Genomic DNA, 11,991 nt, shown 5'->3' with positions numbered 1-11,991 from the left:
TAGCATGGACTGCATTAATCGTACGAGTGGTACTCTTACCGCATGGAAGGCAGGCGTGACCGGAAGAAGCGGCAGACCCGCGAACGGATCCAGACCTCGGCGTTGGAGTTGTTCACGTCGCACGGCTACCGCAACACGACCATCGCGGCGATCGCCGAACACGCGGACGTCGCGACGCGGACCGTCACCCTGCACTTCCCCACGAAGGAGGACCTCCTCTTCGCCGACGACCCGTTCGCTCCGGAGTCGCTGGCCGCCCGGCTGGACAACCGTCCCGGCACCGCCCTGGACGCCGTCGGCGAGTGGATGCGCGACACGATGCGCGCCCTCGACGAACGCGACGCCGACCAGGGCCGCAGGCCGGGCGAGACCTGGGCCCTCCGCGTCAAACGCGCCACCCTGATCACCGACGACGAGGATCTCCGCGGTCATGCCCGCACGAGCTACTACGAGCTCGAACGCCTGATCGCCGCCGCCATCGGCAAGGACCTGGGCCTGCCGCCCCACGCGCTGGCCCCGCGCCTGACCGCGTACACCGTGGTGGGCGGCCTGCGCGAGCTGTACATGACCCACGAGGCCCACCACCGCGACACCGCCACCGACGCACTGCTTCCCCTGGTCGACCGCGTCCTCGACTTCGCCCGCGCGGGCCTGGCCCGGCTCACGGCCGCACCCCCTGACGCGACCGGGTGAGCCGAGTCGTCAGCCGGGACTCTGGGACGCGATCCGGGCCTCGATGGCGTCCAGCAGCGCGGCCAGGCCGAACTCGAACTCGTCGTGGCTGCCCACCCGCGACAGTTCCTCGGCGTTCGCGACCAGGAGGGGATGTCGGTGCGGGTCCAGACCCTCGTAGAGCCTGCGGCGCATCCGCCGCTCCTCCGGGCTCGCGGTGTCCACGCCCAGGTTGAACTGCACGGAGCCGACCACGAAGGTGGCGAACGCGACGCCGTGGCGTAGGTCTCCTGGACGCTCACGTGGCGTTCGCCGCCCGAGGGCTCCGCGGCTTCACGTACGGGCACGAGATGGCCGGCGCCACCCCGGACGGCCGGGCCTGGGCGGTCGAGCTTGCGGCAAGCCTGGTCAGGCGAGCCTTTCAGACTATTTGAAGTGAGCCGATCCCCTGGGGCCCCTGGATAACCTCGCCATTCCTGATCACCGACACGGTTTGGAGTAGCGATATGAAGAGGATCGCGGCGCACGTCGGCGTCCTGGCGCTGGCGCTCACGGGTACGGTCGTCACGGCCTCGTTCTCGGCTTCCGCCTCGGCGGCGGCGGTCCAGGAGTCGGCCGTCGCGAGCGCTGCCCGTACCACGTGGCTGAACCCGGGGCAGCGGCTCGAAGCGGGTGACTCCGTGCGCTCGTCCGGCGGCGACTACCTCCTGCAGCAGCAGGAGGACGGCAACCTCGTCCTCTACCGCGGCACCAAGCCGCTGTGGAGCAGCCAGACCGGGGGCCGTCCCGGCGCGTTCACCGCCATGCAGGAGGACGGCAACCTGGTCGTCTACCGGGGCAAGACCGCGTTGTGGGCGTCCAACACCGGCGACGCCCCCGGCGCGCGGCTGGCCGTGCAGGACGACGGCAACCTGGTCATCTACGACGGCAAGACGCCGCTGTGGAGCCGTCACGCCACGATCAGCGTGCTCAAGCCGGGCTACGCGCTCAAGGCCAACCAGTACGTGCGCTCCCGCAACGGCGACTACCAGTTCGTCATGCAGGAGGACGGCAACCTCGTGCTCTACAAGGCCACCAAGGCCCTGTGGAGCTCGAAGACGGGCGGGAAGCCGGGCGCGTTCGCGCAGATGCAGGAGGACGGCAACCTGGTCGTCTACCGGGGCACCACGCCGCTGTGGAGCTCCGAGACAGGCAAGAACCCGGGCGCCCGGCTGGACGTCCAGGACGACGGGAACGTGGTGATCTACGACGGCACCACGCCGCTGTGGTCCACGAAGACCGGTCGCTGACCGCTCGGGACGTACTCCGAGCCCGCCGTCCTGACGCGTCCCCGGCGTCAGGGCGGCGCACCACCGTTGTGCGGACGGCATCGGGACGGCGGCGGCGGCGGGGCGGCGGCGCGAAAATCCTTTGCCGGGGCAGCGCCTGCCTGCCAGGATCATGTCCCTGTGAGCAATACCGCCGACGCTGAGATCCCGACCGGCCCCGTGGCCGTCCCGCCGATCATCGCCGCGCTCGCCAGGGGCGACGCCGTCACCCCTGTGTGGCGCAACGAGCTGGGCGGCCTGACGTTCCGGCTCGACGACGGGCGCGGACGCGTCCGCTACGCCAAGTGGGTCGCCGCCGGCACTCCGGAGATCGACCTGCCGGGTGAGGCCGAGCGGCTGGACTGGGCGGCGCGGCGGGGAGCGCCGGTGCCGCCGGTGCTCGAGCTCGGCACGCAGGCCGACGGCGCGTGGCTGGTCACCGAGGAGGTGCCCGGGACGTCGGCGGTGCTCCCCCGCTGGGTCGCCGAGCCGGCGACGGCGGCGGCCTCGATCGGGCGGGGGCTGCGACTGCTGCACGACGCCCTGCCCGTCGAGGAGTGCCCGTTCGACTGGAGTGTCGAGCGGCGGCTGCTCCGCGCGGACGAGCGCATCGCCGACGGCGAGGGGCCCGGCGACTGGGCCCCCGAGCACCGGCATCTCGAGGTGGCCGAGGCCCGGGCGCGGCTCGGCACGCCGCCGCCGATCGACCGGCTGGTCGTCTGTCATGGCGACGCCTGCGTGCCCAACACGCTGCTGCACGACGACGGCACGTTCGCGGCCCACGTCGATCTGGGCTCGCTCGGCGTGGCCGACCGCTGGGCCGATCTGGCGGTCGCGAGCTGGAGCATCCTCCATGACTACGGCCCGGGCTACGACGCCTTCCTGTGCGAGGGGTACGCCGTCGAGCCCGACCCCGAGCGCATGGCCTACTACCGGCTGCTGTGGGACCTCGCCTGACCGGTCGTCCGCATGCGCCCGGCCGCGCGGACCTCAGGACGGGGTGATGTTGAAGTTGTCGCGGAAGACGTTGCCCGGGTCGTAGCGGCGTTTCAGCGCCCGCAGCCGCCGGAGCGTGGCCTCGGGGTAGGCGTCGTGGAGCCGTTCGGGGCGCAGGTCGGTCTCGAAGTTGATGTACAGGCCGGAGAAGTGGTGCGACATTCCGTCCCAGATCTCGTCCAGGCCCCGGCGGCTGGGCCCGAACGCCACGAGCTGGAAGTTCGCCGAGCGGCCCGCGTAGGGGGTCGCGTCCACGGGCACGTCGGAGGTGGCGCCGCCCACCGCGCGGATCTGGAAGAAGTACGTCCGCCCGCTCGCGACCAGCCGCGCGACCGCCTCGGTCAGCTCGGGGGTGAGGTGGTCGGCGAGGGCCGAGCGGGTGACCGGCTCGCCCTGGGCGTCGTGCGGGCCCTGCGGGGCGTTCATGACCGCCTCGTACGGCACCACCTGGATCGAGTAGTCCAGCAGCGGGGCGGCTGAGGCGATGGGCCGCAGCCGGTCGACGATCGTCTCGGCGTCGTCCGCGTCCACGACGGCCATGATCTGGCCGATGAGCGGTTGCCCGGGGCGGGCCTGGCCGATGATCAGGGAGCTGGTCACGTCGCGCGGCGCGGCCTCCAGGGCGGCGCCCCAGCGCTGGAGGAAGCCGGCCGTGTCGGTGGCGTCCACGGCGAACTGCGCGAACCCCACGGGCCCCACCTCGTCCACCTCGAACTCGAACGAGGTGACGATGCCGAAGTTGGCTCCCGCGCCGCGTACGCCCCAGAACAGCTCCGCGTTCTCGCTCTCGTCGGCGCGCACCAGCGAGCCGTCGGCCAGCACCAGGTCCACGGCGCGGAGGTGGTCGACGGTGAGGCCGTGCTCGCGCACCAGCCAGCCGATCCCGCCCGAGGTGGCCAGGCCGCCGACGCCCACGCCGCCGTAGTCGCCGGAGCTGAGGGCCCAGCCGTGCGGAGCGAGCGCGGCGGCGACGTCGCTCCAGCGGGCGCCCGGTTCGACGCGGACGCGGCGGGTGGCCTTGTCGAGGATCTCGATGGCGTTGAGGCGGGACAGGTCGATGACGATGCCGCCGTTGTTGGTCGAACGGCCGCTGATGCCGTGGCCGCCGCTGCGGACGGCCAGCTTGACCGGCTGCTCCCGGGCGAAGAGCACGGCCTGGCCGACCTCGCCGGGCGTGCCGGGGCGCAGCACCAGCCCGGGCGAGCCGCCACGCAGGTACGTCGAGCGCACGCGCGCGTATCCGGCGTCCCCGGGTTCGATCGCCGTCGAGGCGAGGGCGGCGGGGATGCCGTCGTAGTCGATGCCCTCCCGGCGGTGGCGGCGGACGAACGTGCTCGCGACCGGCGTGCCGGACTGGGCGACGCCGCGGGCCCGGCGTTCGCAGGTGACGGCGGCGCGGAGCGCGGGGACGATGTCGGTGGCGAACCGGCGCAGCTCGGCTGGGTCGTCGGTCTCGAGGAGGAACGTGCTGACACCCTCGTCGAGGACCAGGGGAAGGAGGTCGCCGGCGCGCAGGGTGGGGGCGGGCCGGACGGAGGCCAGAGTGATGATCTCGCGAGGATCGCGCCCGGCCTCGGCGGCGGCCACCGCGCTGAGAGCCGTACCGGGGACCGTGCCGGCAGCCGAGGTGGCGGCCGAGGTGGGGAGCCAGCCGTCCGCCTTGCGGGCGGCCAGGGGCGCGAGGTCGGGTGGGCCGGCGATCCAGATGGGGATGTTGTGGGCCGGGGCGGGGCCGCGTTCGGCGCCCGCCAGCCGGTGGTGCCGGCCGTCGAAGTGCAGCGGTGAGCGGTCGGCGGCCCAGACGCCGCGAATGACGTCGATCGCCTCGTCCAGGTGCGCCGCGCTCCCCTGGAGGAGCAGCGTGACGCGCCCGCCGGAGAGCAGGTCCACACTGGCCGCCGCCCGGCCCAGGAGGGCCGGAACGTCACCGGTGGGGACGGCGGCGGCGAGGTGGATGCGGCTGGTGCGGGCGGCGGCCCAGCTCAGCAGCGTCCACGGGTCGAGGGCGGCGGGCGCGTCGCGGAGGACGACCAGGTCGTAGCCGAGCTCCTCGCTCAGCCGCGCCCGCTCGACGGCCGCGTCACCGTCCGGGGTGAGGAGGGCGCCGAACCGCAGCGGGTGCCCGTGGTCGGCGCTCATCGCTCCGCCGCCACCAGCGCGCGTACGGCCGGGGCCACCTCCTCGCCGAACGTCCTGATGGTGACCGGGTCGTCGCCCATGACGACGTATCCGGAGAAGCCGTACTCCAGGGTCAGCGCCGCGAGCTGCTCGGCCCACCGCTCGGGCGGCCCGGTCTGGGCGCTGATGTTGAGCAGGCGGCGGATCGCGGCGGGGTCCCGCCCGGCGTCGGCCGCGGCCTCGTCGATGATCGCATTGGCCTCGGCGAGCTGGTCCAGGCTCTTCATGTACGGCAGCGACGGCAGCCACCCGTCCGCCTTGGCGCCGATCAGCCGCAACATCCTGGGCTTGTACGCCCCCAGCCAGATCCCGATGTCATGCGCCGGGGCGGGCCCCCGCTTGGCCCCGTCCACCTGGTAGTAGGTGCCCTCCACCCGGAACAGCGACTTGTCGCTCGTGTCCCAGACGCCGCGGATGACGTCGATGGCCTCGCTCAGCGCGTCCACCGCCTGCCCGGGAGTCAGCCGCCGGCCGCCCATGGCCTCGATCGCGTCCCAGAACCCGCCCGCGCCCAGGCCCAGCTCGAACCGCCCGCCGCTGAGCAGGTCGAGGCTCGCCGCCGCCCTGGCCAGCACGGCGGGCGGCCGCAGCGGGAGGTTGATGACGTTGCCCGACAGTCGTACGCGCTCGGTCTGCGCGGCGACGTACGACAGCAGCGTCCAGGTGTCGAGGAAGGCCGACTGGTAGGGGTGGTCCTGGAAGGTCACCAGGTCCAGTCCCGCGGCCTCGGACTCCTGCGCCAAGCCGACGACCGCCTTCGGCGTGGCGTTCGCGGGTGTGATGAAGGACCCGAAGAGCAGGTCGTGGCCGTAGTCAGGCATGAGCCCTCCCGCAGATGTGTTGTGCTACAGACTATCTTTACGTCAGACGAGTTGCACAACAGCAAGTTGCACGCGGACATTCCACGCGTACGCAACAGCTACGGGGCCAGCATCTCCTCGGCCACATCACACGGGTCACGGGCGGGATCGATGTCCCGCACGTCGCAGGCCACCCGCCACAGCAGCCGCCGGAGGGTGTCACGCTCGGCCGCGTCGAGCGCGCCGAGCAGGACGTCCTCGGCCTCGCCCACCCGCCGCTCGAGGTCCTTGAACGCGGCGACACCCGCGTCCGTGGCCACGATCTTGCGCTGACGGCGGTCGGCCGGGTTGAGGCGGCGCTCCACCAGGCCCGCCGCCACCAGATCGTCGATGAGGTAGGTCAGCACGGTCCGGTCGATGCCCAGGTGCGCGGCCAGCGCGAGCTGGGTGGGCTGGTCTCCGCCCACCACGGCGGCCAGCGTCTGGTAGCCGCGCGGCCCGTGCGGGAAGTCGCCGATCACCGTGACGACCGACCCCTGGTACGCGCGCAGCAGCACCCCGAGGGTCCAGCCGAGATTGTCCCCGGTGGAGGCGTCGGCGGGCCGCTCACTGCTCATGCGCGCAGCATATCCGCCCCCTGTGCCCTGGCCCCCGCCTCCGGTATGACAGGACTCTCCTACTCCAGTCGGATGTGGCTGTCCGACCGGTTCGTCCATGATCGTATTTCCGACGATTGGACGCGTACATGCGAAGAACTGTCCTGAGCCTCGGCGTCTTAGCCGCCTTGACGGCTCCCCTGGCTCCCATCGCCCCCGCCGCCGCCACGACGACGACCGCCATCACCGCCACGACCGCCGATTCGATCGCCTGGGCGCCCTGCGCCAAGGACGCGACGGCCGAGTGCGGCACGCTGACCGTCCCCGTCGACTGGGACAGGCCCGGCGGCGAGACGTTCGAGCTCGCGCTCGCCCGCCGCAAGGCCACCGACCCGGCGGCCCGCGTCGGCTCGCTGCTGATCAACCCGGGCGGCCCCGGCGGGTCCGGCGTCGAGGCCGTGCTGGGCGACCGGCTCGGCTTCACGCAGGAGATCACCGGCAGGTTCGACGTCGTGGGCTTCGACCCGCGCGGCGTGGGGCTCAGCCACCCGATCCGGTGCTCGCTCGAGCTGGCCCAGCAGGCGCCCGAGCCGTTCGCGATCAGGAGCCAGGCCGACTTCGAGGCGCTGCTGGCGCACAACGACCGCTACCGGAAGGACTGCCGGCAGCGGACCGGGCCGCTGTTCGACCAGGTGCACACCGGCAACGTGGTACGCGACCTCGACGCCCTGCGCGCCGCGCTCGGCGAGGGGAAGCTCACCTACTACGGCATCTCGTACGGCACGCTGATCGGCCAGCTCTACGCCGAGCGCTACCCCGGCCGCGTACGCGCCCTCGCGCTCGACAGCAACATGGACCACAGCCTCGGCACGGCCGCGTTCCTCGACACCGAGTCGTGGACCGCCCAGGACTCCTTCGACGAGTTCGTCACCTGGTGCGGCAAGACCGCCTCCTGCGCGCTGCACGGCGAGAACGTGCGCGCCGTGTGGCGGGACCTGCTGGCCCGGGCCGGCCGGGGCGAGCTGGAGTTCCCCGGCATGCCGGGCGTCGCACTGACCCGGCTCGGCCTCATCCGGCAGGCGTTCGGCGCGTTCTACGAACCGGCGTGGAAGGAGCTGGCCGAGCTCCTGGTGGCGCTGGACGGCGGCGACAGGACGGCGAAGGCGATCCTGACGCCGCCGGCCGCCACGTCCGACGAGGTGATCAACGACCCCACCCAGGTGTTCTGCCAGGACTACCTGCTGCCCGTCCGCGACTTCCGTGAGTACGCGCGCCTGCTGCGCAGGTCGGTCTCGATCGCGCCCGACATGCTCATCAGCGCGGCGGCGCACCCGCTCACGACCGCCTGCCTCGGCACGCCCGACCCGATCCCGAACCCGCAGCACGCGCTGAACGTGTCGGGCACGCCCCCGCTGCTGCTGGGCAACGCCCTGCACGATCCTGCCACCGGCTACCCGTGGGCGGTCAACGCCGCCAGGCAGATCGGTGACGAGGCCCGGCTGATCACGTACGAGGGGTGGGGGCACGGCGTCTACGGGCGCGGCCCGTGCCCGACGGCGGCGATCGACGACTATCTGACCTCCCTGAAGGTGCCCGCCCGGGACACGCGCTGCGCGGCGGTGCCGCCGTCCGAGGTGAGCCCGCAGCGGGCCCGCCCGTTCCCCGGCCCGATCCCCGGGCTGCCGGGATGGACGTCCGCGCTCTCGTAGGGAACCCGTCCCGTGCGGCCTGGCCGGGCCGCACGGGACGCTTCGCAAAACGCTGAAGCGTGACAGTACGGCTGCCGGCCGCTACTAACGTGACGTCCCATGACGTACGGCCCCTACCAGCCCCAGCACAGCGCCCCGTACCCGCCCCAGCAGCCCCCCGCCTACGCCCCGCCGCCCGTCGTGATCGACGTGGGCGGCGATGCCAAGGTCAAGGCGTTGATCGGCGGCTCCGTCGCGGGCGCGATCGGGCTCATGGCGATCGTCTCGGCGCTCACCGGGCAGACGACGGGCGGTTCGGGCACCGCCGTCGCCGTCGGGATCCTGGGGCTGCTGTTCCTGTCCATCGGCCTGCTGCCGGTCATCACGTGGAAGAAGCTGAACCGGCCGCGCAAGCTGGTCTTCGACGGCTTCGGCGTGCGCTGGGACGACCCCCAGGGCACGCCGTGGGCCGTGGCGTGGGCGGAGCTGTCGGGGGTGGGCATCTCGCGGACGCAGCAGCGCCGCGTCAAACTCGCCGACCACCTGATCCGCAAGACCATGGTCCGCCTCGACCTGTTCCCCGCCGACCAGGGCTTCCGGCAGCGGCACCCGGACATGGAGCACCTGTGGGAGTTCCACACGGTCAAGAACGGCTACCGGCTGCCGCTCGGCTCGAACCCGAAGTACATCCCGGTCATCGAGCACGCGATGCGGCAGTATCGGCCGGGGGCGTACCTGGGGGTCAAGGACGAAGGGTTCATGGTCGGCCTGGTCTGACGGCGGGTCTGACGGCGGGTCTGACGGCGGGTCTGACGGCAGGTCTGACGGCAGGGCTGTCGGGTCTCGGGGCTTCGCCGGAGGCGGGCCGGTCGCGGCCGGGTGTGACGAGGCCGCTCTCGTAGGCCAGGACCACCGCCTGGGCGCGGTCGCGCAGGGCGAGCTTGGCGAAGATGCGGGCGACGTGCGTCTTGACGGTGGCCTCGCTGAGGGTGAGCGCGTAGGCCAGCTCGGCGTTGGACAGCCCCTTGCCCATGAGCGTCAGGACCTCGAGCTCACGCGGCGTCAGCGCCTCCAGGTCGCCGTGCACGGCCCCGGGCGGCGGGCCGGGGGCGCGGTCGGTGGCGGCGAAGCGCTCGACGAGGCGGCGGGTGATCGACGGGGCCAGGAGCGCGTCGCCGGTGGCGACCAGGCGCACGGCGGCCGCCAGGTGCTCGGGGGTGACGTCTTTGAGCAGGAAGCCGCTGGCGCCGAGGGTGAGGGCGGCGTAGACGTAGCGGTCGAGGTCGAACGTGGTCAGCATGATCACCCGGCACTCGGTGAGGTGCGCGAGGATCCGCCTGGCCGCCTCCAGGCCGTCCGTGCCGGGCATGCGGATGTCCATGAGCACGACATCGGGAACCAGCCTGAGCGCCTCGGCGACCGCTTCGGCCCCGCCCGCGGCCTCTCCCACCACGTCGAGACCGCGGGCGGTGAGGATGAGGCGGAAGCCGGCGCGTACCAGCTCCTGGTCGTCGGCGATCAGCACGCGCGGGCCGGCCGTCACGGCCGCTCCAGAGGGAGCCTGGCGCGCACCCGGTAGCCGCCGCCGAGCCGCCGCCGAGCGTCGAGGTCGCCGCCGTAGAGCGCGACCCGTTCCCGCAACCCCAGCAGCCCCCGCCCGGCACCACGAGCGGAATCGGCGACAGGCCTCACGCCCGGCCCGCCACCACGGGCATCGGGCCCGGCGCCGCGGGTGTCGGGCCCGGTGCCGCGGGTGAGCACGCTGGGTCCGGTGTTGAGCACCTCCACCCGCAGGTATTGGTCGGTGTAGCGCACGGTCACCTCGGCCTTCGCGCCGGATCCGTGCTTGAGCGCGTTGGTCAGCGCCTCCTGCACGATCCGATAGGCGGTCACGTCGATCCCCGCCGGCACCGGTCGTGGCTCCCCGGAGATGCGCACCTCCACCGGCAGCCCCGCGAACGCGATCCGGTCGGCCAGGGAGCCGAGCTGACCCAGGCCCGGCTGCGGCGCCAGATCGTCCGGGCCGAACGAGAACGTGCCGGGCGAGCCGACGCCGCCGGGCGTGCCGGGCTCGCGGGCGTCGTCGGAGCCATCTTGCGCCGGGGCCAGCAGGCCCAGCAGGTGCCGCAGCTCGGTCATCGCGTCGCGCCCCGCCGCCTCGACGGCCTTGAGCGCGGTCTCGGCCGCGCCGGGCATCGTGGGCAGCACCTCGCGGGCGGCCCCGGCCTGGACGACCATGAGGCTGACGTTGTGGCTGACGATGTCGTGCAGCTCCGCCGCGATCCTGGCCCGTTCGGCGTCCACGGCGGCGCGGGCCACCCGCTCGCGCTCGCGGTCGAGCAGCCGGCTCTGCTCCCCCAGTGCCGCCCGGTGGCGCCGCCGCGTGCGGACGAGCGCCACGGCCAGCCCGACGGCCAGCGAACCCGTGGCGGCGCACGTGAGCGCCAGCGCGCCGATCAGCCATTCCCGCACCCGGTCATCTTCGCGCGCCCGGCCGCCGCGCACATCCTCCCTGGGCCCTACATCCACGGGATGACGGCCGCCACGTCTCCATCCGGGGCGGGATGCCGCGCCGCCCGTCCGGAATCTAGGTTCGTGGCCATGAGATCTCACCGCAGGGCCGCCGTTCTTCCGGGGGCGGGGTCGTGAGCGCCGTGTGGCGGGCCGCGCGGGCGGCGGTGCGGCGGCGGAGGTTCCAGACGGGCGTGCTCGGTGTCGTGGTGTTCTGCTCGACGGTGGCGATCGTGGTCGCTCTGGGGCTGCTGTCGAGTGTGTCCTCCCCGTTCGAGCGCGCGTTCGCCGCCGAGCGCGGCGCCCACGTCGTCGCCGTCTACGACCCCGCCAAGGCGTCCGCGGCGGACCTGGCGGCCACCGCCCGCGCGCCGGGCGTCGAGGCCGCGGCGGGCCCGTTCGCCCAGGCCGTGGTCACGGTCCCGGACACGGTCGAGGAGCTGCCGCCCGGCCCGCTCACGGTCGTCGGCCGCGCCGGTCCCGGCGGCCCGGTGGACCGGGTGAACCTCTGGGCCGGCCGCTGGGCCACGGCCCCGGGCGAGATCGTCGTCGACCGGCCCCCGGAGTCCTTCTTCTCCTCCCTCCTCGGCGTGCAATTCACCGCGGCGGAGGGCCGGACGTTCACCGTGGTCGGCCTGGCCTCCAGCCTGAGCAGGTCCGCCGCGGCGTGGGCCGCGCCCGCCCAGGTCGCGGCGCTGCGCCCGTCCGCCGCCCAGATGCTCTACCGCCTCGGGCGGGCCGGCGGCGAGGACGAGATCCGCCGGGGAACGGACGCGATCACCGCGGGCCTGCCGGCGGGCGCGCTGCTGGGGACGCAGTCGTACCTGACCGTCAAACGCGACCACGGGCGCACGGCCTCGGTGTTCCTGCCCTTCCTGACCGGGTTCGGGGTGCTCGGGCTGGTGGTGGCGGTCCTCATCGTGGCGAACGTGGTGAGCGGCGCGGTCGTGGCCGGGCTGCGGCACATCGGGGTGCTGAAGGCGCTGGGCTTCACGCCGAACCAGGTCGTCGCCGTCCACCTGGTGATGGTCCTCGTCCCGGCGGTGGCCGGGGCCGCGCTCGGCGCCGCCGCGGGCGGGCTGGCCGCGCGCCCGCTGCTCGACGGCATCGGGGCCGGGCTGTTCAGCGCCGCGATCGACCCCTGGGTGTACGCCGTGACGCTGGCGGGCATGCCGGCCGTGGTCGCGCTGGCCGCGCTGGTGCCCGCGCTGCGGGCGCACCGGCTGACCGCCGCCCTGGCGAT

Annotated in this window: 11 protein-coding genes and 1 pseudogene; 6 read left to right on the top strand and 6 right to left on the bottom strand. The window is 73.5% G+C overall.

Features of this window, described 5'->3' with window-relative positions:
* Positions 1–42 precede the first annotated feature (42 nt).
* Complete coding sequence (locus AB0I15_RS51050) at positions 43–693, top strand: TetR family transcriptional regulator (RefSeq protein WP_358113827.1); 651 nt, start codon at positions 43–45, stop codon at positions 691–693.
* Positions 694–702: 9 nt separating this feature from the next.
* Here the strand turns inward: AB0I15_RS51050 and AB0I15_RS51045 are convergent.
* Positions 703–942, bottom strand: a pseudogene (locus tag AB0I15_RS51045) (TetR/AcrR family transcriptional regulator C-terminal domain-containing protein); the annotation flags it as partial.
* A 236-nt stretch (positions 943–1,178) separates the two neighbouring features.
* On the opposite strand from AB0I15_RS51045, the gene AB0I15_RS51040 reads away from it, so the two are divergent.
* A complete protein-coding gene (locus tag AB0I15_RS51040) occupies positions 1,179–1,961 on the top strand; it encodes a hypothetical protein (protein WP_358113825.1) in 783 nt (260 codons plus the stop codon).
* 159 nt (positions 1,962–2,120) lie between these two features.
* Positions 2,121–2,936 (top strand): aminoglycoside 3'-phosphotransferase, encoded by an 816-nt coding sequence (locus AB0I15_RS51035; protein ID WP_358113823.1) that lies wholly within the window; start codon positions 2,121–2,123, stop codon positions 2,934–2,936.
* Positions 2,937–2,969: 33 nt separating this feature from the next.
* On the opposite strand, the gene AB0I15_RS51030 is transcribed toward AB0I15_RS51035, so the two are convergent.
* From AB0I15_RS51030 to AB0I15_RS51020, 3 genes are all read right to left on the bottom strand, one after another.
* Positions 2,970–5,114 (bottom strand): LLM class flavin-dependent oxidoreductase, encoded by a 2,145-nt coding sequence (locus tag AB0I15_RS51030; RefSeq protein WP_358113821.1) that lies wholly within the window; start codon positions 5,112–5,114, stop codon positions 2,970–2,972.
* The gene (locus tag AB0I15_RS51025) at positions 5,111–5,974 is read right to left on the bottom strand and encodes an LLM class flavin-dependent oxidoreductase (protein ID WP_358113819.1); all 864 of its coding nucleotides are present in this window, start codon (positions 5,972–5,974) and stop codon (positions 5,111–5,113) included. Before AB0I15_RS51025 ends, AB0I15_RS51030 begins: the two co-directional genes overlap by 4 nt.
* 98 nt (positions 5,975–6,072) lie before the next feature.
* On the bottom strand, positions 6,073–6,570 hold the full coding sequence (locus tag AB0I15_RS51020; protein WP_358113817.1) for a MarR family winged helix-turn-helix transcriptional regulator: 498 nt from the start codon (positions 6,568–6,570) through the stop codon (positions 6,073–6,075).
* Positions 6,571–6,698: 128 nt separating this feature from the next.
* On the opposite strand from AB0I15_RS51020, the gene AB0I15_RS51015 reads away from it, so the two are divergent.
* Together AB0I15_RS51015 and AB0I15_RS51010 are read left to right on the top strand one after the other, a co-directional pair.
* Positions 6,699–8,258: an alpha/beta hydrolase gene (locus AB0I15_RS51015; RefSeq protein WP_358113815.1), complete on the top strand. Its 1,560-nt coding sequence runs from the start codon at positions 6,699–6,701 to the stop codon at positions 8,256–8,258.
* A gap of 99 nt (positions 8,259–8,357) precedes the next feature.
* Entirely contained in the window at positions 8,358–9,014 is a 657-nt protein-coding gene (locus tag AB0I15_RS51010) for a hypothetical protein (RefSeq protein ID WP_358113813.1), read from the top strand.
* On the opposite strand, the gene AB0I15_RS51005 is transcribed toward AB0I15_RS51010, so the two are convergent.
* Both AB0I15_RS51005 and AB0I15_RS51000 read right to left on the bottom strand, forming a co-directional pair.
* Positions 8,995–9,780 carry a response regulator transcription factor gene (locus AB0I15_RS51005; protein ID WP_358113811.1) on the bottom strand — a complete coding sequence of 262 codons (786 nt, stop codon included), beginning with the start codon at positions 9,778–9,780 and terminating at the stop codon, positions 8,995–8,997. The genes AB0I15_RS51010 and AB0I15_RS51005 overlap by 20 nt on opposite strands.
* Positions 9,777–10,709 (bottom strand): histidine kinase, encoded by a 933-nt coding sequence (locus AB0I15_RS51000; RefSeq protein ID WP_358113809.1) that lies wholly within the window; start codon positions 10,707–10,709, stop codon positions 9,777–9,779. Before AB0I15_RS51000 ends, AB0I15_RS51005 begins: the two co-directional genes overlap by 4 nt.
* Before the next feature lie 173 nt (positions 10,710–10,882).
* On the opposite strand from AB0I15_RS51000, the gene AB0I15_RS50995 reads away from it, so the two are divergent.
* Positions 10,883–11,991: ABC transporter permease (locus tag AB0I15_RS50995; RefSeq protein WP_358113807.1), on the top strand; the 1,109-nt coding region annotated here is incomplete at its 3' end.

This window comes from Nonomuraea sp. NPDC050643 (assembly GCF_040654715.1).
GTDB lineage: Bacteria > Actinomycetota > Actinomycetes > Streptosporangiales > Streptosporangiaceae > Nonomuraea.
The sequence above is the reverse complement of the archived record's forward strand: the minus strand, read 5'-3'. Positions and strand labels throughout refer to the sequence as shown.